We start from the raw sequence: 21,840 nt of genomic DNA on the forward strand, positions 1-21,840 counted from the left end.
GCGCCCACGCGGCGGAGCCGCACATCGATACAGCCCCGCGCCCCTTTTCGGGGCACGGGGCTGCTCGGCGATGGAAAGGATCACGTGTTGCTCGTGCCCCAGTCGTCCTCGCCGCCGTTGTGGGTGGCGCGGTCGCGGAGGTGGCGGACGCGGTCGGCCACCGAGTCGGGGACACGCTCACCGACCTTGTCGCTCACCACGTGGTACGCCTTGCCCGCGAACTCGCGGCCCTGGTGGGCCGCCGTCTCCGCGGTGTTGCGCACGGCGGGGTTCTGCGCGAACTGCCGGGCTGACTTCTTCAACTGCTCGTAGCGCTCTCGTCCGGCCCTCGTGCCCAGCACGTAACCCAGGACGACTCCGGCAACGAACGTGAGCCGGTAACGCATGGCGGCCACCCTTCCCTTGCGTAGGTCTCCGGTGCGGCGTCGGTGCCGGGGAGTACCGATTGGCGAAGCACCCCCCTGCTTGCGCTAATGTATGTGTCGCAGCGAACGCGCGCCCCCTGGCGGATACCCAGGTAGGTACGTTCGATGCAAACGAGACCTTCCTCGGTAGCTCAATTGGCAGAGCAGCCGGCTGTTAACCGGCAGGTTACTGGTTCGAGTCCAGTCCGGGGAGCTCGGTCCTCCGTAGCTCAATTGGCAGAGCAGCCGGCTGTTAACCGGCAGGTTACTGGTTCGAGTCCAGTCGGGGGAGCAGGTGGGAACGGACCCCTCTCAGGGGTCCTTTTTCATGCCCGATCCGCTGGTCCGGGAACCGCGCGGCGCCCGGCGCAGTCCTCATGGTCACGTAGGCCGTGCGGAGCCGCCCAGCCGAAGCAGGAGATCGTATGAGCGGCTATGCTGCGGCAGACGGCGCGCACACATGTACGCGACACGCCGCTATGGGGCGGTAGCTCAGCCGGTTAGAGCAGCGGACTCATAATCCGTCGGCCGTGGGTTCGAGTCCCACCCGCCCCACTGCGCGCGCCTTTGACCTGCGGAAACGTCTCGCCAGGGGTGCGGGCATCGCGCGTAGGCCGCAGACGGTGAAGATCCGCCGCGCTCCAGCGGCACGGTCAGGTCGGTGGTCCAGGTCACCTGGTGATCCGGTCTTGAGTTCACGTCTCGCCACGTCAGCCGTGGTTCGTTTCGGATGGACGAGCGGCTGGTGTCGCAGGGTGGGCCGAACGGCGGACAACCACGCCGGGTCTGGATGTGCTGCGGACCTGGCGGGCCGGCGGGCTGCAGCCCTGGCACACGGAGACCTTCACGATCTCTCCGGACCGCTGCTGCGTACCAAGACCGGCACAGGCCCGAGCCACCGCTCGCCGGCGCACCAGAGGACGACGCAGTGGCGCACATCGGCCACCCGCGCCAGAGGACCTGGGCGGCGGCGCGGTCGCCGACAGCCGTGCTTGTGACCATCCAGCAGCACGCCCGGGGCCTCGCCCACGACCTACCGCTTGCGCCCGTTGGCCGGCTTGCCACCGTCGAACCCACGGCTGTCGCCCGCCGACGACACCAGCCGGTGCCCCAGGCGGCGCCGCCACGGCGAGACCACGAGTCGCTCAACCGGCCATCGGTCAGCCCGGCTTGCGCGGCGCTGCCGTGATCACCCGAAGACGGGGGTGAAGGCAACGTTCAGGCCGGTGAGCCCGCGGAAGTTGAGGCTGCGCTGCCACTGAGGCGCGATGCCGTCGAGCCTCAGGCCGGGAAGCCGGGTGAGGAGTGCTTCCAGGACGACAGCGCCCTCCAGCCGGGCCAGCGCCGCGCCGAGGCAAAAGTGCGGCCCGTATCCGAAGGCGACGTGCCGCCCGCCAGGCCGTTGGAAGTCCAGCACGTCCGGATCGGGGAAAGCGGCCGGATCCCGGTTGGCGGCACCGCACACCAGGAGCACCACCTGCCCGGCGGCGATGGAGCGACCCGCCAGGTCCAGGTCGTGCCGCGCCCGGCGCAGCATCAGCTGCACCGGGCTGTCGTAGCGCAGGAGTTCCTCGACCGCAGCGGGGATCAGGTCGGTCCGCCGGCGCAGTTGGTCGGCTGCCTGGGGGTGGCGCAGCAGGGCGAGAGCGGCGTTGCCGATGAAGTGGGTGGTGGTCTCATGGCCGGCGATCAGAAGCAGGGCGCAGTTGGCGAGGAGTTCGTCAACGTCCTGGTCGGCACCCTCGGCCCGCGTGGTCAACAGTGCGCGCAGGGTGTGGGGTGCGGGCGGGGAGTCCTGGCAGGTGAGGAGTTCCCGGAGGTAGGCGAGCATGCGTGCCATGCTCTGCGAGGCGGCACGGCTGTCGTCGGCGTCGAGCCTGGAACTGCCGATGGCCGCGGCGATCGGGTCGGACCAGGAAGACAAGGCGGGTCGGTCCTGTTCCGGCACATCGAGGAGGTCGCAGATGATGGTCAGGGGCAGGGGGCGGGCGAGGTCCGCGACGATGTCCAGCCGCCCGGTCGGCGCCGCACGGGTGATGATCTGCTCGACAGCTCCGGAGATCCGGTCGCGGAGCGTCGCTACCGCCCGGGGGGTGAAGGCTCTGCTGAGCAGGGCACGCAGCCGGGAGTGGTCGGGGGCGTCGCTGTAGAGCATCTGCCGGCTCAGGACCCGGGCCAGCGGCCGTAGTTCCTCGGAGACGGCCTCGATGTCGGGGTAGCGCACCGAGGAGAACCGCGGGCCGCCGGCGGCGCTGCTGACCACTGCATGGCTGGTCGCGATCCATGCATCCAGGCGGGGGTCCCAGACGAGGTCGTCTGCGCTCCGTAGCTCCTTGTAGAAGTCGTAGAGGCGCTCTTGGGTCCGGGGCCTCAGGGCGGACAGCAGGGACGCGGGCGAAGCGTGGGTGGGCATCGGCCCAGGCTAGCGACGCAGCGGAAGGTATCTGTCGGATGGTGACTTTCGGTCCATACCTCGTGCCACGGTGATATGGGACATCGCTGACCGGCTGTCATCGACCGGACCCGCGCGTTCCCGTGCGACGGCCCTCTTGCTTGCCGGCGGCGTCCTGCTCGGCCGCCACGCGTCGTCCCGAGCCGTTCGACGATCCGCCGGGCCTCGACGGCCTGTGGAGACATCTCACCGCAGCAGGAGCTGGGCGATCGCGATGACGCCGACGGTGACGATGACCGCGCGCAGTGCCGTGGGCGGGAGGCGTCTGCCGACCTTGGCGCCGATCTGACCGCCGAGGGCGGAGCCCACGGCGATCAGCAGGACGGCCGTCCAGTCGAACTCGGCGACGAAGAGGAAGAAGCAGGCGGCGACGCCGTTGACGACGGCGCCGAGGATGTTCTTGACGGCGTTGACGCGTTGCAGGTCCTCATCGAGGAACAGGCCCATCAGGGAGAGGTACAGCACTCCCTGGGCGGCGCCGAAGTAGCCGCCGTACACACTCGCCAGGAGCAGTCCCACCAGGAGCACGGGTCCGCCGTGCGGTCGGCCGGTGGTGCCGTTGTCCTCGCGGCGACGCCGTACGACCTCGGCGAGGCGGGGCTGGAGCAGGACGAGGACCAGCGCGAGGGCGATCAGCACCGGCACGAACGTGTCGAACGCCTCGGAGGGCAGCGCGAGCAGCAGGACGGCGCCGCCGAGCCCGCCGACGAGAGCGATCAGACCGAGGACGAGCGCGCGGCGGCCCTGTCCGCGCAGTTCGGCCCGGTAGCCGATGGCCCCGCTGATGGAGCCGGGGACGAGGCCGAGGGCGTTGGAGACGTTGGCGGTGACCGGCGGCAGCCCGATGGCGAGCAGCACCGGGAAGGTGATCAGGGTGCCGGAGCCCACGATGGTGTTGATCGTGCCCGCTGCCGTGCCGGCTGCGAAGACCGCCAGTGCTTCCCAGATGGACAACGCCATCTCCTCACAAGGCTCGGTGTGTCGCCTCCCCGCCGAGTCGCACGCGGTCGAGGGGCTCGTACCGATCATGCACGAGCGGGCCGGCCGCCCGGCCCGCGCGCCCAGTATGTGGGCGCCGTCGGGCAGAGGCGCGGTGTCCCGCTGCGGCGGGACACCCGGTTCAGTCGCCCGAGCCCGCGGCAGGGGCCGTCACACAGTGGGCCGCTGACGGCCCGTCGGCCCCGGCGGGCTCGCCCGACCGTGCCGGAGCGGCGCCGTGGTGGCGCTGGCGCCGGGTGTAGGCGGTGACCGCCTGCCAGAGGTCCCGGCGGTCGGCGTCCGGCCACAGACCGGGGGTGAAGTGCAGTTCGGCGTAGGCCGCGTGCCAGGGCAGGAAGTTGGAGGTCCGCTGTTCGCCGCCGGTGCGCCACAGCAGGTCCACGTCGGGCATGTCCGGGCGCGGCAGGTGCCGGGCGAAGTCGTCCTCGTCGATCAGGCCGGGCTCCAGCCGGCCGGCCCGGGCCCGGGCCGCCAGGGCGGCGGCGGTGCGGGTGAGCTCGTCCCGGCCGCCGTAGTCGATGCACATCGTCAGCGTCAGGCCGGTGCGGGCGCGGGTGGTGCGCTCCCGCAGGTGGAGCAGGTCCACGAGGTCGGGGGGCAGACGGCCGGCCCGGCCGTGCCAGCGCAGCCGGACGTCGAGGTCACGGAAGGGGTTCTCGGCCAGTTCGCCGCGCAGCAGGTCGAGGATCGCGTCGACCTCCTCCGCGTCACGCTGCCAGTTCTCGGTGGAGAAGGTGTACAGCGTCAGATGGCGCAGGCCGATGTCCAGGGCGCCGTGGACCACCTCGCGCACGGCCGTGGCACCGGCTCGGTGGCCCGCGTGCCGGGGCAGGCCGCGCTGCTGGGCCCAACGGCCGTTGCCGTCCATGATCACGGCGACGTGGGCGGGCAGCAGACCGGGCGGGATCTCCGGGGGCCGCTCGCCGCTCGGGTGGGGCGGGGGCCGACGGAAGGTGCCGGTGGATGCCGGTCCGGCGGGTCCGGGCGGCCGGTGGGCGGCCGGGCGTTGCCGCGGCGGCACCGTCAGCGGGGTCAGGCTCCAGGCCAGGGCCGCGCGGGCCCGGGCGGGGGCGAGGATGCGGGCCCGGGTGTGCAGCGCGGGCCGGGGAGGGGAACGCAGCACGTCCGGGCCGGCCGCGTCGACGGCGTCGAGCTGGGCGTGCAGCAGGGCGGCCATCGTCTGCAGGACGGTGGCGGGGCCGGGATGCATGCCGCGGGTGAGGCCGTCCTGGGCCACCCACTGGCGGGCCAGGCCGGTCAGGTGCGTGAGGAGCCCGGCGACGGCGGGGCTCCAGCGGCGCCGCGGGAGGTCGGCGGCCGACCCGGGGTGCAGGTCGAGGGCCTCGGCGGGCAGGAGGAGGTCGCCCTGGGCGAGGTCCGCGGACAGGTCGGTGAGGATGTCGGTGAGCCGGACGCCGTCGAGGAACTCCTCGTAGGCCTCCCGGGTGTCCAGGCGCAGTGCCACGGGGACGCCGGCCCGGTCGAAGACCGTGCGGACCAGGCCGAACCAGGGCAGCAGGTTGTCCCGGCCCCAGGTGCGCCACTGCGCCCAGTCGGCGAAGTCCCTGCCCCGGGTGTCGTCCTGGACCTGCGCCATGGCGTCCCGCAGCTCGGACAGGTCCAGGCGCCAGCGGATCGCGGTGTCCACCAGGGCGTGCCGGACGGGGTCCGGGCTTGCTCCCGTGGGCAGTTCGCGGTGCAGGGCGGTGATCCAGGCCTCGACCCGGGCGGCGCGCTCTGCGGCGGGCGCGGTGCGGTCGTCGCCGAGGTCGTCGAGGGCGTTGGCGGCCGCCCACAGCGCGTGCAGGGCCGGCCGCAGGGCCGCGGGCACCAGCTGGATCAGCGCGTACTCCGCCGGGTCCTGCTCCTTGGTCCGGCGCCGGCACAGTCGGTGGGCCGCCCGCAGGGCCGGGTCGTCGTCGCCGGTCACCGGTGGTTCGGCCGGCTCCGTGGACTCGGCTCGTTCCGGGGCTCCGGCTCGCTCCGGGGACGCGGAGGCCGCCTCTCGGTCCGCCGGTGCTGGGGTCGCGGGGGGCACATCGCTCACACCTAGGACGATACGTCCTGGTTCCGTGCGGTGATCACAGGGGCGGGGTGCGCGTCAGCGGCATACCCTCACGGGCCCGGTCCGGGGTCCGGCCGGACGGCCTCGGTGATGCCGGCCCGGGCCGCCTCCAGCTGGGCGGCGAAGGCGATGCCGAGGAACAGGGCCACACCCGTCAGGTTGGCCCACAGCAGCAGGGCGACGAACGCCGTCAGCGGCCCGTAGACGGCGCCGAACGAGCCGCTCTCGGCGACGTAGAGGGAGAGCAGCCAGGTGGCCGTGATCCACAGCACCAGGTGGACGGCGGAGCCGAACGCGAGCCAGGTGTAGCCCGGTTGGTCCCGGCGGGGCGCCCAGCGGAAGATCACCGCGGAGGCGATCCACGCGAGCAGCACACCCAGCGGCACGTCCAGGGCGTCCCACACGTCGAGCCAGGTGCGGGACCAGCCGAGGGTCTGCACCACCGCGTGGCCGACGGCGTCGCCGGCCACGAGCACGAGGAACCCCAGGACCATCGGCATGCCCGCCGCGAGGGCGAGGACCAGGGACCGGCCGTACTTGGCGACGAACGGCCGGTCGCGCTCGATGCCGTAGATGCGGTTGGCGCCGCGCTCGACCTGGGCCATCGCCGAGGCCAGGTTGAGCACGGCGAACGCCAGGCCCAGCCACATGGCGACCGCGCCCCACACTCCCGAACCGGCGCTGCGCTCGGTGCCGTGCAGGGCGTCCTGGACCAGGCGCGTGCTGGCGCCGGGCACGATGCGGCCGAGGGTGAGTTCGATGATCCGCCCCACGCTCTCCGTGTGCACGGTGGTGGCCACGCCGACCAGGGCGATGGTGAACGGGACCATGCCCAGGACCACCTGGAAGGCGAGGGAGCGGGAGTTGCTGAAGCCGTCGGCGTAGCGGAAACGGGTGAACGCGTCGACGAGCAGCCGGCGGCCTCCGTAGCGCCGCAGCGCGGTGAACGCCTCGTCCCCGGAGAGTTCCTCCCCGATCATGTCCCGCGTCTGCGGGACGTGCACTGCGGTGCCCATCGAGAAAGGTCTCCTTCTGCCTGCCCTGCGTACCGGACCAGCATGCCCGGTGGCCGGCCGCGCGGGGGGTCAGAAGGGCATGCGGCCGCGGGTACGGCGGCCGGCCGAGCCGCTGCGGCTCACCGCGCGGGAGCTCGAGTGGAAGGGCTTGGCGAAGAGCCTGCCCAGCACACCGGGTGCCTTGCTGCCGGCCCGGGCGCCCGCGCCGAGCGAACGCTGGGTGCCGCGTTCGGGGTGGCGCGAGAGACGGGGGACGAGGAAGGCGAGCACGGCCAACAGCACACACCCGGCGATGACGACGGCGACGATCACGAGCAACTCCCTTGACTGGTCGGGGAGATACGGGTGCCCCGCCGAGCCGCCTCCATGTGACCTCGGTGTACGTCCGCTCCCGTGCGCGCCTCGCTCCGCCACATGCCCGCTCCGTCGTGCGGGCTGCTTCGTTACGTGTCCTGCTCCGTGCCGGAGTCCTCCGGGGGGTCGCTCTCGTCCGGCGTGTCGTCGTCGCGGCCGCCCTCGGCCTGGGACGGGGTGGGACGCGGGGCCGTGTCCTGCTCGTCGTCGCGGTCGCCCTCGGCCTGGGACGGGGTGTGGTCGCTCATGGTGCACCTCCTGTGGCAGCCGTCGGCTCCCGGGTACCCCGGCGGGGCGCGGCGCACCGGGGTACCCCGGCGGGGCGGCACTGCACCGGCCCCGCACGCACGACTCAGCCCCGGCGGCGCCTCGCCACGGCCCGGTGCAGTGCCGTGCGCAGCTCGGCCGGCGGCGGTGGGCCGTCCGCCTCCGCGCTCGCCGTCACCGCCGCCGCGACGTCCCGCAGCTTGGTGTTCGACAGCTGGGACGTCTCCCGCAGGATGTGCCAGGCGTCGTCGGACGTGCAGCCGTGGGTGGCCATGAGGATGCCCCGTGCCTGGTCGATGACGGGCCGGGAGGCGATGGCCTGGCGCAGTTGCTCGACCTCCTCCTGGAGGACGTGCAGGCGTTCCGCGCGTTCCAGGGAGACCGCCGAGACGGTGGGGGCGGCCGGTGGCGCGGCGGGGACCGGGCCGGTGGCGTCCAGGCCGCTCAACGGGTCGGTCGTGTCCAGGCCCGCAAGCTCCAGGATCCGGCGCGGCTGGCCGTTCCAGTTCGTCGCCGTCACCGTCAGTGCCCGCTGCCGGCCGTGATCGGCCAGCACGTCCAGGAACTGCAGACCCGCCGTGTCCATGAAGTGCACGCCCGCCATGTCCAGGTCGACCCGGGTGACGGTGGCCGGCAGGCCGGCCAGGGCTCTCGCCAGGATTTCCGCGCAACCGTGGACGAGCTCACCCCGTGGGGTGAGCTCGGCGCGGTCCGCGTCCACGCGGCCGGGGATGACCAGGGTGTCCAGCCCTCCTGTGAGATGTGGTGATGCCGCTGAGGTCATGTCACCGCCTTGTCTGTCCTCATCGGTCGTGTGCGTCTCGCCGGACTGCACGACGTCTCTCGCCCCCGTGGACGTCGGTGTGACGGTGCGCCTGCCCGCCGTACCGCTTACTACACCCGCTTCGGGGGAATGAGCTTTTGCCATACGGGTACGAGCGCTGTGGTCCGTAAACGTGGGGAGAGGGCCTTGATGACTCGGCAGCAGCTCTCGGCGACCGGCCCCGTGCCGGGCCTGGCGGTGTTTCCGCTGGCCGGGCAGCAGGGCGTCCGGGCGGCCGGGGAGGTCGGCCTGACGACGCGTGCGATCTGGGAAGGTGTGCTGGAAGAGGCTGTCCGTGAAGGTGAGGACGTGTACTACTTGGAGCTGTCCGACGTGACGTTCGTGGACGTCGCGGGTGCTGGTGCCCTCGCGGCCGCCGCCGGGCAGCTCCGGGACGGCCGGCGGTTCGTGGTGCGCCGGCCGCCGCCCGCCCTGCGGCGCACGCTGGACCTGCTGTGGCCCGGCCAGAGCGGAATCGAGGTGTCGACGTCATGACTGCTGCCGTGACCGAGGCCTTCGGCCCTCTGGACGCTTTCGCCCACCCCGCCCTCTTCTACCGGGACGAGCAGGAGTACCTCGACGGCACCCTGCCCTTCGTGCGCGACGGCCTGGAGGCCGGCGAACCGGTCGCCGTCGCGGTGCCCGGCAAGAACCTCGACCTGATCAGGGACGCGCTGGGGGACGCGGCCGGGTCGGTGCGCCTGCTGGACATGCGCGAGGCCGGACGCAACCCGGGGCGGATCATCCCCGGTGTGCTGCTGGCCTTCGCCGACGCCCAGCCCGCCGGGCGCCGGGTGCGGATCATCGGCGAACCGGTCTGGGCCGGCCGCTCCGCCACCGAGTACCCGGCCTGCGCCCAGCACGAGGCGCTCATCAACGCCGCCTTCCGGGGGCGCCCCGCGACGATCATGTGCCCGTACGACGTCGCGCGGCTGCCCGAGCACATGGTCGCCGACGCCTATGCCACCCACCCCGCCGTCATCCATCCCGGTACCCGGGCGGAGGAGGCCAGTGCGGCGTACGCCCCCGAGGACGTGGTCCTCCGCTACAACGAGGCGCTGCCGCCGGTTCCGGAGGCGCTGACGTTCGCCTTCGAGTCCGACTCCCTCTCGCACGCCCGGCACGTGGCCGTCGGGGAGGGCGCCCGGCTGGGCCTGGTCGGTGTGAAGCTCGACGACCTGGCCCTCGCCACGGCCGAGCTCACCACCAACAGCGTGGTGCACGGCGGCGGTTCGGGCGTGCTGCGGGTGTGGTCCGAGGACGGGTACGTGGTGTGCGAGGTCCGCGACGACGGGCGCCTCGGGGACGCCCTGGCCGGGCGCCGGCCGGTGCCCCGCGACCAGCGCGGCGGGCGCGGGATCCTGCTGGTCAACCTGATCGCGGACCTGGTGCGGGTGCACCGGGGCGACGACGGGACGACGGTGCGCTGCTGGTTCGCCCGCTGACCCGGAGGGGCGCTCGCACCCGGCCCCGTGGCCGGAGTTCGGGCGCCCGGGGGTCATGGCCGGAGTTGGGGCGCCCGGGGCATGGCCGGCGATCCGGCTCCCGGCGTCGCGGCCGACGCTCAGGTGCCCAGCGGGTCCAGTGCCAGCGGCGCGATCCTGCCCTCCAGCATCGCGCCCAGCCCCTGCACCGCGCACACGTCCGGACGCTCGGCGATGTGCACCGGCATGCCCGTGGCCTGCCGCAGCATCTGGTCCAGACCCGGCAGCAGCGCACTGCCGCCGACCATCATGATCCCCCGGTCGGCGAGGTCGGCGACCAGGTCGGGCGGGCAGTCCCGCAGCACCTTGCCGATGCCGTCGAGGATCGCGGTGAGCGGCGTCTGGATGGCGTCCCGCACGGCCGCGGTGTCGACCTGCACGGAGCGGGCCAGGCCCGTGGCGACGTCCCTGCCGTGGATCTCCGTGGTGGCCGGTCCCTGCGCGGTGAGGCCGTTGCCGGCCAGGGCCAGCTGCAACGGCCGTACCGACTGACTCGGCAGAATCAGCTCGTGCTCGTGGCGCAGGTGCTGCACGATCGCGTGGTCGACCACCTCGCCGCCCACCGGAACCCGGTCGGCGGTCACGATCGAGCCGAGGGACAGCACCGCCACCTGCGTGGCCGCCGCCCCGCACACCATGATCATCGTGGCTTCGGGCTGCTCGACGGGCAGCCCGCAGCCGACGGCCGCGGCGATGAGCGTGTCGACCAGTTCCACCCGGCGCGCCCCCAGCCCCACGAGCGTCTCGATCGCGGCGCGCTGGGCCAGCGGGTCGGCGTCGTGCGGTGTGCAGGCCGCGGCCCGCAGGATCGGCTTGCGGCGCAGCGCGCGGCGCATCTTGTCACCGAGCAGGTGCCGCAGCATGCGCTGCGCCATCTCGATGTCGACGACGGTGCCGCCGGAGACCGGCCGGACCACCCGGATGTAGTGCGGGGTGCGGCCCTTCATCTTCTCCGCGAGCTCGCCGACGGCGATCAGCGCGCCGTTGCGGGTGTTCACGGCGGCGGCGGACGGCTGGTCGACGACGAGCCCGGCGCCCTTGACGTAGACGCGTGTGCGGGCCGCTCCCAGGTCGACGGCGAAGTGGCAGCGGCACAACTGCTCCAGACTGGCGGTCATGGCAGGTCCTCCCGAGAGCACAGACCGTGGGGGGCCGCCAGGTGGCGGGCCTCGCAGACGTGGGTCCGCCGGGTGGCGGGCCTCCTTCGCATGGTGCGCGGGAGGGGGCCGGGCCGCCTTTCCTGGGGGGCCGGGCGGGGCGCCGCCGAACGGGGGGTTCGGGCCGTGCTACAGGGAGCGGGCGGCCTCCAGGACCGGAGCCAGGGAGGCGACGGTCGTCTCGCAGCCCGCCTCTTGGAGCAGTCGGCCGGCGGTGGTGTTCCGGGCGAGGCCGACGAAGCGCAGGCCCGCCTGCTGCGCAGCGGTCAGTTCGGCCACCGTGGAGCCGATCAGGACGCCCGTCGCGGCGCCGCCGGCGAAGGAGTGCACGGCGCGCAGCAGGCAGTCGGGGTGGGGGGTGAGCAGGGAGAGGTCGGTTCCGCGGGCGTGGATGCCGGCCAGGGGCAGGCCGTAGGGGGCGAGATAGCGGTGGACGGCCGGGGCGCTGACGTCCGAGACGACACTGACGCGGCGGCCGGAGTCGTGCAGGGCACGCACCAGCGGCACGGAGTTGTGCGTGGTGGGCGCGTCCGGGACCGCGTGCAGTTCGAGTGCGTCGAGGCGGTCGCGCAGGAGCGGGCCCAGCGGGTCACGGGCGAAGGCCCGCAGCACGTCCAGCGGATGGATGAACGTCTCCCTTACCGCGGCGGGCGGGACGTCCCGGGGGCCGCGGTGCTCGGCGACCAGGGCGAGCAGGTCGAGCGCCGCCTCGCCCGCCGCCTGCGCCGAGAACAGCCGGGCCAGGGGGCCGTCGAAGCCGAGCAGCACGGTGTCGGCCTCGGCGAGGAGGTCCGCCAGCGGGCGTCGCGCCGGGACCGTGCCCCGCGGCCCGGGCAGGGCCGCGCCCTCCGGGGCCAGCTGCACCGACACCGACACCGACAGCCCCGGCACCGGCCAGTGGCGCAGGCCCTCGTTGACCGCCCGCTGGGCCGCGCCGGCCCGGCGCAGCGGATGCCGGCGGGTGATCCGGGCCGCCTCCTCCAGCAGATGGCCGAGCAGCTGCTCACCGACCCCGGTGGCCTCGGCGCGGACGAAGGCGACCGGGTCGTCCACGTGCCAGGACAGTTCGACCGCGGCCGCGAAGGCGCCCTTGCCGGAGCTCGGCAGGGAGACCCGCTGGTGGGACTGGTGGGTGGTGAGGTCGACCTTGTAGTACGTCACGGACCGCGACGGCCGGTCGCCGTGCGGCCGGGCCGGGTCGAAGAGGGTGAGCGGGCCGTCCGGCCGGGTGTGGACGACGGCCGTGCGGCCGGGTGCCGGTATCCCCAGCCGGCGCAGGTCGTGCGTGATGAAGGGGCCCTCCACCAGTTCGCGGGTCCCGGGCTCGGGCGCCACGGCCGGGGTGAGCGGGCAGTACCAGGCGACGGGCGGGGTGTCGGTGGCGCCGTCCCGGTAGAGGGGCTGGAGACGCCGCGGGCCCTGGGCGGCGGAGCTGGCGGCGAACTGCTCGTACACGGCCGGGGAGACGATCACCTGGATGCCGGCCGGTACGGGAGGCGCGGCCGGTGGCGGGGTGGGCCGGTCCCAGAAGGTGACGGTCAGCGGCGGCGGGTCCACGAGCCCGGTGAGGACCTCGGGCAGGCCACGCAGGACGGCGACCAGGACGGGCAGGACGAAGGTGCCGGGCTCGGTGTGGACGACGTAGCCGTCGGGCCGGACCCGTACGTCGAACCGGTGGGGTGCCAGAGCGCCGCGGGAGAGCATCTCGTGGACCGCGTACTCGAGGGTGATGCGGGCCTCGGGGCGACCGGCGAGGTCGTCGGCCCGGAACGTGATGGTGGGGGCGGCCTCCCGGGCCTCGTCCAGGTCGGCGTGCAGGGCCCGGAGCCTCGACTTCAGGATCCGCAGACGGTCCCGGGCCGCGGCCGCCGCCGGGCCGGGAACGCCGTCCAGGGCCGGGCCGTACCAGAGGTCGAGCGCCCGTCCGACGTCGGCGGGGCCGCACGCCGGGTCGTCGAGGAGTTCCTCGCAGTGGAACGCGTCGACGCGCACCTCCGGCACATGCAGGGCGTAGGCGTTCGGGAGGCCGACCAGGGCGCCGGGGGGCAGGACCCGGCGCAGCTCGGGGACGAGCTCCTCGATGCGGGCCGCGGCCCGGCGCTCGTCCGGCGGCTCCTCCCACAGGCCCCGGGCCAGCTCGGCGTGCGTCAGACGACGTCCGTGGGAGAAGAGCAGCATGCACAGCAGCGCCTGGACCTCGGGGGCGGGAGGCTCCACGGGCCGGGTGCCGTGGCTGATGCGCACAGGGCCGAGCAGGGTGACGTCGAGCGGAGGCGGCCAGGGGGCCGTCGCGGCCGGGCCGGCGGCGTACCGGGCGGCCGCGGGCAGTCTGCGCCCGTCGATCAGGTCGAGCAGTTCGCGGTGCTCGGCGGGCACCGGCACACTCGTCGCCACCTGCTTGAGCAGCCACCGGAACTCGCCCAGGTCCCACTCGGGGTCCTTGTCCCGGGACTCCTCGCCGAGTGCCACCCGGCTCAGCAGCACACTCCCGTCGGGACGCAGCAGCAGGCCGGTGGGCCCGCGCTCCCCGCGCACCAGGCCGCGGTCGTGCAGCGCTTCGAGGCCGGCCAGCCCCTCGGCCACCAGGCGGGCGAACGTCCGGAAGGAGAGCCCGGAGAGCACCTCGGCGAGGGTCAGCCCGTCCACGAACTCGGTGACCAGGTACGGGCTGCCGTCCGTCACACCGAAGTCCAGGACCCGTACGACGTGCGGGTCCTCCAGACCGGCCAGGGCGCGGGCCTCGCGCAGGAACCGCTCCTGCGGCGCGGGCTGGTCGCGGTACGGGCGCACGACCACCCGCCGGCCGGTGTGGACGTCCACCGCCTCCCACACGGTCGGGTGCGTCGCGCGCTTGTCGGTCAGCCGGTACCTGCCGGCGAACAACGGCTCCGGAGGCTCCTGCCCGCCCAGCCGCCGCACGGTCTCCTCGCTGACCGTGGCGAACGCCGGACCCGAGCCGTCCTCGCCGCCGTCGGCCCGTGCCCGGAACTCCCCGGCCGTCAGCCCCGCCCGCTCGTCGATCAGGCCGCCGATCTCCGCGAGGAACTCCCGGGTCCGGCCGCGGGCCGTGCGGGGCAGGGAGCGCAGCAGCAACTCCCGTACGCCGGGCCGGAACGCGTAGGAGCCGGGCGGGCCGGGGACGGCGGTGAGCATGCCGCTGAGGATCACCTCGGCGAGGTGCTGGGGGCGCGGGTCGCGGTCCACGGCGCGCTGCACGAGGCGCATCACGGGGACCGAGGGGACCGCGAGGGCGAGGTGCCCGGCCAGCCGGAAGGCCTCCGGGGACGCGGTCGCACGGAAGCGCAGCACCAGGTCCTCGGGGGAGGAGCCGGCGATGTCCGGGGCGGGTTCCACGGGTGGCGCGGGAGCGGGCGGCAGCCAGGCCGCCGCGCCCGGGGTACGGGAGCCGCCCGGGTCGGCGACCAGGGCCGCCCAGTGGGCGAGCCAGGCAGCGCCCGGCTCCAGCACCGGCAGGGGCAGGGCGTGCTCCGGGGCGGGGGCGGCGGGGTCGTACGGGGTGAAGGACAGGGCCGCCGACGGTGCCGCCGTGGCCGGGGACGTCAGCAGGCCCGGCTCGGCGGGCAGCGCGGTCGTGCCCCACAGGCGCTCGGGCAGGGGTTGCACGAGGGCCAGCGGCATCCGGTGTGCCCAGTGGCGCAGGGTGCGGTACCAGCGGTCGCCGGCCTCGCCCGGGCGCCACTGCGGGCCCATGCAGTCGCTGACGACGAGAGTCACGGTCCGCCCGTCGTCCGGGTCGGGCACCCGGCGGGCCCGGCCGTCCGGCGTGGCCGGGTGCAGGGTGACCGTGCGGAAGATGCCCGACTGCGCGAGGGCCGTGTGCAGTTCGTTCACAAGGGGGCGCCAGACCGGCATGGTCGGGCCCGTGTCGTGCACGAGGTTCAGGCGCAGCCAGCGGTCGGGGGCCGGGCGCAGTACCGGGAACCACACGTCGGGGTGGGCGCCGAGCCGCGCGATCCGGTCGGCCGTCGCCCGCTCGTCCAGCACCCGCGCGTGCGGGGAGGGCACCTTGCGCTTCAGCCGACGCAGGGCGCGTTGCAGCGCGAGGGGGTGGGGAAGCATCGGGGGCGCGGGGGCGAGCACGGGGGTTCCGCCGCCGCCCCGGGGCCGGTCCGGGGACCGCGGGGCGGGCAGGGTCAGCGGCACGCGCTCGGCCTGCTCCTGTCTCGGGGGGAGGGGTGGGTCCTCGGGGGGTGCGGGCGGGGCAGGTGCGGTCCCCGGGCCGGTCGCAGACACCGGTGCCCCGGCCGGAGCCTTCCGTCCGGACGCCGCGTCCTGCCGCAGCCCGGTGTCCAACTGGTGTGCCAGCCATACCAGTTCCGCGATCTCCCGCGGCGTCGGCTCGGCCCCCGCCGCGGCCAGGACGGCGTGGAGCCGGGCGAGGGGGGAGGGGCTGGTTCCGGTGTGGTGCCGCGGGTTCCGGGTGTCGGCCGGCGCCGGTGGGGCCGAGAGCGGCGCCGGCCCGGCGTTGTGCCGTGGCCGCGGGGACGGTGGGGCGGGGTCAGAAGCCATCGCCGTCCGCCGTCGCGCTGAGGTAGGGCATCAGCTGTTCGGCCAGGTCGTCGCGGGAGTCGGCGTCCAGGCCGGCCACGCCGGTGAGGTACAGGGCGTTCAGCAGCTGGTCGGTGGCCAGCTCGCCGCCGGAGGCCCGTTCCAGGAAGCGGGTGATCAGCCGGTCCGCGTCGCCGTCGGGGGTGTCGAGGTGGGCGCGGACGATGTCGGTCAGCTGGTCGCGGTCGGGGCGGCGCAGCTTCAGCCGGACGCAGCGCCGCAGGAAGGCCGGCGGGAACTCTCGTTCGCCGTTGCTGGTCAGGACGACGAACGGGAACGCCCGGCAGCGGACCCGGCCACGCCGGACGGTGACGGGCGAGTCCGTGCCGTCGGCGAGGACCTCGGCCGCCCCGCCGCCGAAGTGGCGTGCGGCGCGGACCAGTTCGGGGATCTCGTACTGGCCCTCCTCCAGGACGTTCAGCAGGTCGTTGGGCAGGTCCAGGTCGCTCTTGTCGATCTCGTCGACGAGCAGGGCGCGCGGCCGGTCGTAGGGGAGCAGGGCCGTGCCGAGCGGCCCCAGACGCAGATGGTCCTCGACACCGCCGGACCGGTCGAGCCCCTCCCGGGCCGCGTACAGACGGGACAGCGGGTCGTACTGGTACAGGCCGTCGGCGAGGGCGCTGCGGCTGGTGATGTTCCAGCGCAGCACCGGGCCGAGCCGCAGCTCGCGGGCGACCGCGTAGGCCAGCGAGGACTTGCCGGTGCCGGGCGGGCCGGTGACCAGCAGCGGCCGGCGCAGCACGAGCGCGGCGTTGACGAGCCGGACGGTCTCCGGGGTGGCGACGTACGACTTCGCCCGGTGCACCCGGTCCGGCGAGACGGCCGAGGTGTCGTCGCGGTCGTGCGGCGGCGGCAGCGTGGGCCCGCCGTCGAAGGCCCGCCAGGGCGGCGGGGCCGGAAGGTCGTCGATGCCGTCGTGCGGCTCGTGGTCGCCGGTGTAGACGGACCAGTGCGGCATGGGGGTTGCTCTCCGCTCTCCGTTTCGTGCAGCTGTTCCTCGGACGCGTCGGGCCGCTGTCCGGCGGCCCCGGGCGGGTCAGGCCACCGGCGACCCCGCGTGCGCGGCGGCGACGGCGTGCGGGTCGGTGAAGATCCGCGGGTCGTCCCACAGCAGCTGGATGCCGCGTGCCCAGTGGTCCTCCTCCGCGTGCGCCTCCTCGCGCAAGGCCAGAATGTGACGCGGGAGTTCGGCCGGCGGTACGGCCGCCACGCACGCGTCGAGCGCGTCCAGGAAGGCCTTGCCCGTGCAGCCGTCCGTCCCGGCGCACTCCTCCTGCCCGGAACCGCAGCCTCCGCGCGACCAGACGATCACCGGGGCCGGCGCGGTGAGCGAGACGTCGAAGTGCGGCCGGGTGCGGGAGGCGGCCGGGGCGGTGCCGAACCCGGCGAGGCAGGCGTCGGGCCGCCGCATCCGCAGCCGCAGCCGCCCGGGCTCCTCCGGGCCGCCGCACTCCACGCGGTGCAGCCGTGCGCCCGGGAAGGCGTCGAGCCGCTTCCAGGTCCGGGTCAGCACATGCCGGGTGCTGGCCTTGCGCCGGACGTGGTCGGTGACGACCAGCGGATAGAGGCAGCCGAGCGGGGTGGCGTCGTCCGGGGCGCTCTCCCAGCGGTCGACGGGCCAGTCCAGCCAGTCCCGGGGCAGCGCGAACGCCACCAGCTCGTCGGCGCCGGGCGTCAGATACCGGAACGCCGTCTCGATGCGGTCCCGCACGTACGCGGACAACGCAGGCTGCTCGACCGTGCCGGAGTCGACCGGGTGCCGCCGTCCCTCGCTGTACGCGGACACCTCGACACGGACCAGGCCGTCGCCCGCCCCGCTGTGGCCGAGTTCGACGAGGATCGGCGACCAGTCGGGCGCCGTGGGCGTCACGGCCGGGGTGTGCAGCAGCGCTTCGAGACGGTCGGTGAACCGGGCGACGGTCCGTGCGGCGCCCGGGCCGTCGAGCTCGCACAGCACGAACAGGGCCGCCGACCACAGGGATGCGAAGCCCTCCTCGGGCGCCGGCGGATCGAACGGGTCGGCCGCCGCGCGGTACAGCCGCACCGGATCGCAGTCGACGCCCGTGCGGGCCGCCTTCTCCACCAGAGCGCGCAGCCGGGCCCGGTCGGCGGTGGTGTGGTCGGAGGTGGGGACCAGACCCCGCAGGGCGGGCCAGTAGCGGGCCATGACCTCGATGGGCATCATCCGGCCGGTGCGCACGTCCCGGGCGCCGGCCGCCGACGTGACCATGCCGATGACCTCACCGGTGTCGGCCAGCCTGACCGCGGCTCCGCTGAAGCCGGGGGCCAGCGGCTGCCCGCCGGTGTGCCAGGCCTCCAGCTGGAGCCACTCCCGTCGGATCAACTGCGGGGCGGTGACGCGGTATTCGGCGAGCGTGCCCTCGTCGAAGCCGGCCGGGTAGCCGTGGACGACGAGTTTGCGCGGGGGCGTGCCGTGGGCGGCGTCGACCGGGGCGAGGGCGGCCGGGGCGATCGGCATCTCCCGGTCCAGTTCCAGCACGGCGAGGTCGCCGGGGTCGGCGGCGCCGCCGCTCCAGCCGCCGTGGGCGACGACCCGGGCGGGCACGGGCGGCGTGCCCGGCAGCTCGGTGAAGCTCACCACCGGCTCCTCGCCGTCGCCCACCACATGGGCGCACGTCAGCACCGTACGGGGCGCGACGAGGAAGCCCGCTCCGGCCACCCGGCCCCGTAACTCGATCCGCGCGTGCCACTCGGCGCTGTTCATGGGGCCGGGCTTGCCTCCGGGCCGGCCGGGGACCAGGTCAGTCTGACCACCAGGTGGCCCTCGGCGGTGCCCTTGGCGATGAACGCGCCGGTCTCGGCTGCCAGTTTGACCCCGAACTCGATCTCCACGCCGTCCGGTTTCAGGGACCCGTCGCGGAACACCCGCAGCGCGGACTCCGCGGCCGCCCGTACCCCGTCCAGGGCTCCCTCGAACGTGCGGGTCGCCAGGACCGTGCCGTCGCCCCGGGAGACCAGGCGGGAGCCTGAGCGCTCCTCGGCCGCCTCGACCGTGACCACCGCACCGTCACCGGTTCTGAACTCGACCAACCCGTCCACGGCACCCCCGTCGTCCTTGCGCCCGGCATTCCCATTGTGACGGACGGTACTTGATGCCGCGGGAGGCATCCACCGGTACCTCAGGGTCCCACGGTCCCCCGGATCACCCCCAGCTCCACCAGGTCCTGCGGCCGGATGCGGAGCTGGTCCGCCGTCGTCTCCACTTCGCGTGGGGGGCGTTTGAGGATGGCCGCCGCGAGTTCCGGCGCGATCACGGAGAAGTAGCTGTCGGGCGTGGCCCACGTGTTGCCGGGGGCGGCCAGGGCCAGGGCGCCGCCGGAGCCGCCCTCGCCGATCACCAGCGTGGTCACCGGGGTGCGGGCGCCCGCGACCGCGGCGAACAGGTCGGCGATCGCCGGGCCCGCGCCCTGCCGTTCCGCCTCCGCGTCGTTGGCCGCGCCCGGGGTGTCCACGAGGGTCAGCACCGGGATGCCGAGCCGGTCCGCGAGGCGGATCAGCCGGGCGGCGGTGCGGTAGCCGGCGGGGCGGGTGGCGGTCCCGGTCTGCGCGGCGTACGCGACCGTGCGGCCCTCGTGCGTGCCGAAGCCGCACAGCATGCCGTCCGGGTCCGTGCCGCCGCAGCGGTCGCCGTTGATCACGGCCCGGTCGGTGAAGTAGGCGTCCAGGTAGGCGGCGGCGCGCGGCCGTCGCGGGGACCGGGCGCGGCGGACGGCGTCCCAGCCCGTGGCGGGCAGGACCGCGGACCCGCCGAGCGGCTCGGGCGGCGGGACGGGCGTGGTGGACGGGCACGTCAGCAGCCGCAGCCAGCGCCCCAGCGTCTCGCGCAGCTCCTCGGGCCGTACGACCGCGTCCGCCGACCCCGCCGCGACCTGGGCCTCCGCCGTGTACGCCGCCGGGTCGGCGTCGGCCGGCCGTACCCGGGAACCGGCGAAGCCCACCTGGGCGCCGGGCAGTGCGAGCGTCACGTCGGCGCCCGCGCCCAGGGTGGCCCAGCCGCCCCCGGTCGTCGGATCGCGCAGGACCGCCACCTGCGCCAGACCGGCCTCCCGGGTGAGCGCCGACTGCCGTGCCACCCGCTGGAGTTGGGACAGCGCGAGCATGCCCTCCTGCATACGGCTGCCGCCTGTGGCCACCAACGGCACCACCGGGAAGCGGCGTTCGCGGGCGTAGGTGTACGCCGCCTCCAGCCGGTCGCCGGTGCGCTCACCCAGGGAGCCGCCGAGGAAGCCGAACTCGAACGCGATCAGCACGGCCCGGGTGCCGCCGATCCGGGCGGTGCCGCACACCACGGACTCATGCTCGCCGGTGCGTTCGACGGCACGGGCGCGGGAGGCGTCATAGCCGGGCCAGGCGAGCGGGCCGTCGGGCCTGGAGTTCCGTGTCGGGGCGGGGAGTTCGGCGAAGGTGGCGTCGTCGGCGAGGGCGGTGACGACGGCGCGGGCGGACCGGGGCTCAGTCATGGGTCAGCGCCCGCTTCATGATCTTCCCCATGTCGTTGCGGGGCAGGGCGTCGAGGTGGTGGACGACCCGGGGCCGCTTGTGCGGGGCGAGTCGCTCGGCCACGTGGTCGGCCAACTCGTCGAGCGTGGGCGGCGCCTGCGGATCGTCGGGCACGATCCACGCCACGATCCGCTCGCCCAGGTCGGCGTCCGGCTCCCCGGTGACGGCCGCCTCCCGCACGCCGGGGTGTTCCAGGAGCGCGTTCTCGATCTCACCGGCCCCGATCTTGTAACCGCCGCTCTTGATCAGGTCGGTGGCCTTGCGGCCGACGATCCGGACGTAGCCGTCGGGGTCGCGCACCGCCATGTCGCCGGTGCGGAAGAAGCCGTCGGCGGTGAAGGCGGCCGCGGTGGCGTCGGGGCGGTTGAGGTACTCGGTGAACACATTCGGCCCGCGCACCTGGATCTCGCCCACCGTCTCCCCGTCGTAGGCGGTGATCTGCGTGCCGTCGTCCTCGACCAGCCGCAGCTCCACCCCCGGCAGGGGCACGCCGACCGTGCCCGGGCGGGCCTCGCCGTCGGCGCGGACGGCGGTGTTCATCAGCGTCTCCGTCATGCCGTACCGCTCGATCACGCGCCGTCCGGTCGAGGTCGCGATCCGGCCGTGGTCGTGCACCGGCAGCGCGGCGGAGCCGGAGACCAGCAGCCGCGCCCCGGTCAGCGCCGTCACCAGGTCCGGGTCGCTCGTCACGGCCTCCGCGATGCGGTGGTACATCGTCGGCACGCCGAACAGCATGGTCGCCCCGGTGTTCAGCTCGCGGGCGACGCCCTGGGTGGTGAAGCGGCCCAGGTGCCGCACCGAGCCACCGCGCCGCAGCGGGCCGAGGACGCCCAGGACCAGGCCGTGCACGTGGAACAGCGGAAGCCCGTGGACGAGGACGTCGTCGCCCGTCCACTGCCAGGCGTCGGCCAGCGCGTCCAGGGTGCTCGCGACGGCCCGGCGCGGGAGGACGGCGCCTTTGGGCGGGCCGGTGGTGCCGGACGTGTAGACGATCAGGGCCGGATCCTCGTCCGCGGCGCGGTCCTCGGGGGCCGGGCCGGTGGCGTGCACGTCGACGTCCACCCGGGCGAGGTCGCGCAGGGGCGCGGGCAGCTGGTCGTCGGGAGCGGTGAGCACGAGCCCGGGGGCGCTGTCGGACAGGATGTGCCCGAGTTCCCTCTCGCCGGACCTGGGGTTGACCGGCACGGCCGGGACTCCGGCCAGGAGCGCGGCGACCACGGCCACGGCCGTCTCCAGCGTGGGTGTCGCCCAGACGGCGACCCGTGTGGCTCCGCCGATGCGGCCCGTGAGTGCTCCGGCCGCGGCGGCGAGCTGCGCGTAGGTGAGGGAGCGCTCGCCGAACCGGAGGGCAGGACGGTCGGCCGGGCCGCCGGCCGTGCTGCCGGCCGGGCTGTCGGTCAGGGCCGGGAAGAGAGGGGGCACGCGTCACATCTCCTTGACTGTTGCCTGCTGTTGTCGTGGACGGCGGGCCGGGCCTGGTCGTCACCACCCGGGCCGCCGGTACGACCGCCACCACAATCCCTCCGTACACCATCGGCCGCCGGAAGAAACGCTCGCGGTCGATGTCCTGGGGCGGCGCCGAGGACGAGCAGGCCGTTCGTGGGCCGCAAGCCGCAGGAGCTCTGGACGACGCCGCCGATCGCGGACTCCACCACGTCCGCGACCACACAGCTGACGTGGTCCGGGCCCCGCCGTGTTCGCCCCTGCGACGAGCGCCCGCACCGCCTCC

At 74.6% G+C, this 21,840-nt stretch carries 17 protein-coding genes and 3 tRNA genes; 5 read left to right on the forward strand and 15 right to left on the reverse strand.

The genetic code is table 11. The features are described from left to right. Positions 1-80: 80 nt before the first annotated feature. A complete protein-coding gene (locus ACFZDI_RS19285) occupies positions 81-386 on the reverse strand; it encodes a YtxH domain-containing protein (RefSeq protein ID WP_234848959.1) in 306 nt (101 codons plus the stop codon). Between the two features lie 159 nt (positions 387-545). Between ACFZDI_RS19285 and ACFZDI_RS19290 the strand changes: the two genes are divergently transcribed. The 3 genes from ACFZDI_RS19290 to ACFZDI_RS19300 all read left to right on the forward strand — a co-directional run bounded on the left by ACFZDI_RS19290 (position 546) and on the right by ACFZDI_RS19300 (position 959). Next, positions 546-618, forward strand: a tRNA-Asn gene (locus ACFZDI_RS19290). A gap of 5 nt (positions 619-623) precedes the next feature. Next, positions 624-696: transfer RNA gene (locus ACFZDI_RS19295), tRNA-Asn, on the forward strand. 189 nt (positions 697-885) lie between these two features. Further along, positions 886-959 (forward strand) — tRNA-Ile (locus ACFZDI_RS19300). 634 nt (positions 960-1,593) lie between these two features. Here ACFZDI_RS19300 and ACFZDI_RS19305 read toward each other — a convergent pair. The 7 genes from ACFZDI_RS19305 to ACFZDI_RS19335 all read right to left on the reverse strand — a co-directional run bounded on the left by ACFZDI_RS19305 (position 1,594) and on the right by ACFZDI_RS19335 (position 8,341). Beyond that, positions 1,594-2,817 carry a cytochrome P450 gene (locus ACFZDI_RS19305; protein ID WP_391251925.1) on the reverse strand — a complete coding sequence of 408 codons (1,224 nt, stop codon included), beginning with the start codon at positions 2,815-2,817 and terminating at the stop codon, positions 1,594-1,596. A gap of 225 nt (positions 2,818-3,042) precedes the next feature. After that, on the reverse strand, positions 3,043-3,816 hold the full coding sequence (locus ACFZDI_RS19310; RefSeq protein ID WP_234848972.1) for a sulfite exporter TauE/SafE family protein: 774 nt from the start codon (positions 3,814-3,816) through the stop codon (positions 3,043-3,045). Positions 3,817-3,976: 160 nt separating this feature from the next. Further along, positions 3,977-5,902: a polyprenyl diphosphate synthase gene (uppS, locus tag ACFZDI_RS19315; protein ID WP_391251927.1), complete on the reverse strand. Its 1,926-nt coding sequence runs from the start codon at positions 5,900-5,902 to the stop codon at positions 3,977-3,979. 68 nt (positions 5,903-5,970) lie between these two features. Then, positions 5,971-6,936 carry a YhjD/YihY/BrkB family envelope integrity protein gene (locus ACFZDI_RS19320; RefSeq protein ID WP_391251929.1) on the reverse strand — a complete coding sequence of 322 codons (966 nt, stop codon included), beginning with the start codon at positions 6,934-6,936 and terminating at the stop codon, positions 5,971-5,973. A gap of 69 nt (positions 6,937-7,005) precedes the next feature. Beyond that, the gene (locus ACFZDI_RS19325) at positions 7,006-7,248 is read right to left on the reverse strand and encodes a DUF6411 family protein (RefSeq protein WP_234850851.1); all 243 of its coding nucleotides are present in this window, start codon (positions 7,246-7,248) and stop codon (positions 7,006-7,008) included. A gap of 131 nt (positions 7,249-7,379) precedes the next feature. Further along, positions 7,380-7,538, reverse strand: a complete 159-nt coding sequence (locus ACFZDI_RS19330) for a hypothetical protein (RefSeq protein WP_391251931.1) — start codon at positions 7,536-7,538, stop codon at positions 7,380-7,382. A gap of 104 nt (positions 7,539-7,642) precedes the next feature. Continuing rightward, positions 7,643-8,341 carry an ANTAR domain-containing protein gene (locus ACFZDI_RS19335; RefSeq protein WP_361121102.1) on the reverse strand — a complete coding sequence of 233 codons (699 nt, stop codon included), beginning with the start codon at positions 8,339-8,341 and terminating at the stop codon, positions 7,643-7,645. Between the two features lie 189 nt (positions 8,342-8,530). Between ACFZDI_RS19335 and ACFZDI_RS19340 the strand changes: the two genes are divergently transcribed. After that, on the forward strand, positions 8,531-8,875 hold the full coding sequence (locus ACFZDI_RS19340) for an STAS domain-containing protein (RefSeq protein WP_234850854.1): 345 nt from the start codon (positions 8,531-8,533) through the stop codon (positions 8,873-8,875). After that, complete coding sequence (locus ACFZDI_RS19345) at positions 8,872-9,825, forward strand: anti-sigma factor RsbA family regulatory protein (RefSeq protein ID WP_391251934.1); 954 nt, start codon at positions 8,872-8,874, stop codon at positions 9,823-9,825. Before ACFZDI_RS19340 ends, ACFZDI_RS19345 begins: the two co-directional genes overlap by 4 nt. A 119-nt stretch (positions 9,826-9,944) precedes the next feature. Here the strand turns inward: ACFZDI_RS19345 and ACFZDI_RS19350 are convergent, their stop codons facing one another. From ACFZDI_RS19350 to ACFZDI_RS19380, 7 genes are all read right to left on the reverse strand, one after another. Continuing rightward, entirely contained in the window at positions 9,945-10,982 is a 1,038-nt protein-coding gene (locus tag ACFZDI_RS19350) for a rod shape-determining protein (RefSeq protein ID WP_391251936.1), read from the reverse strand. Positions 10,983-11,150: 168 nt separating this feature from the next. Continuing rightward, positions 11,151-15,551, reverse strand: coding sequence for an SAV_2336 N-terminal domain-related protein (locus ACFZDI_RS19355; RefSeq protein ID WP_391251938.1), 4,401 nt, complete (start codon positions 15,549-15,551; stop codon positions 11,151-11,153). Then, complete coding sequence (locus ACFZDI_RS19360; protein ID WP_234850346.1) at positions 15,541-16,548, reverse strand: MoxR family ATPase; 1,008 nt, start codon at positions 16,546-16,548, stop codon at positions 15,541-15,543. The genes ACFZDI_RS19355 and ACFZDI_RS19360 overlap by 11 nt, the downstream gene beginning before the upstream one ends. Before the next feature lie 78 nt (positions 16,549-16,626). Continuing rightward, positions 16,627-18,315 carry a trypsin-like peptidase domain-containing protein gene (locus ACFZDI_RS19365; protein ID WP_391251940.1) on the reverse strand — a complete coding sequence of 563 codons (1,689 nt, stop codon included), beginning with the start codon at positions 18,313-18,315 and terminating at the stop codon, positions 16,627-16,629. Next, a complete protein-coding gene (locus ACFZDI_RS19370; protein WP_234850344.1) occupies positions 18,312-18,650 on the reverse strand; it encodes a CU044_2847 family protein in 339 nt (112 codons plus the stop codon). The genes ACFZDI_RS19365 and ACFZDI_RS19370 overlap by 4 nt, the downstream gene beginning before the upstream one ends. An 80-nt stretch (positions 18,651-18,730) precedes the next feature. Next, complete coding sequence (locus ACFZDI_RS19375) at positions 18,731-20,071, reverse strand: carboxyl transferase domain-containing protein (protein WP_391251942.1); 1,341 nt, start codon at positions 20,069-20,071, stop codon at positions 18,731-18,733. Further along, the gene (locus ACFZDI_RS19380) at positions 20,064-21,533 is read right to left on the reverse strand and encodes an AMP-binding protein (RefSeq protein WP_391251944.1); all 1,470 of its coding nucleotides are present in this window, start codon (positions 21,531-21,533) and stop codon (positions 20,064-20,066) included. Before ACFZDI_RS19380 ends, ACFZDI_RS19375 begins: the two co-directional genes overlap by 8 nt. Positions 21,534-21,840: the final 307 nt, after the last annotated feature.

The sequence above is a fragment of the Streptomyces sp. NPDC007907 genome (assembly GCF_042959365.1).
GTDB lineage: Bacteria > Actinomycetota > Actinomycetes > Streptomycetales > Streptomycetaceae > Streptomyces > Streptomyces indiaensis.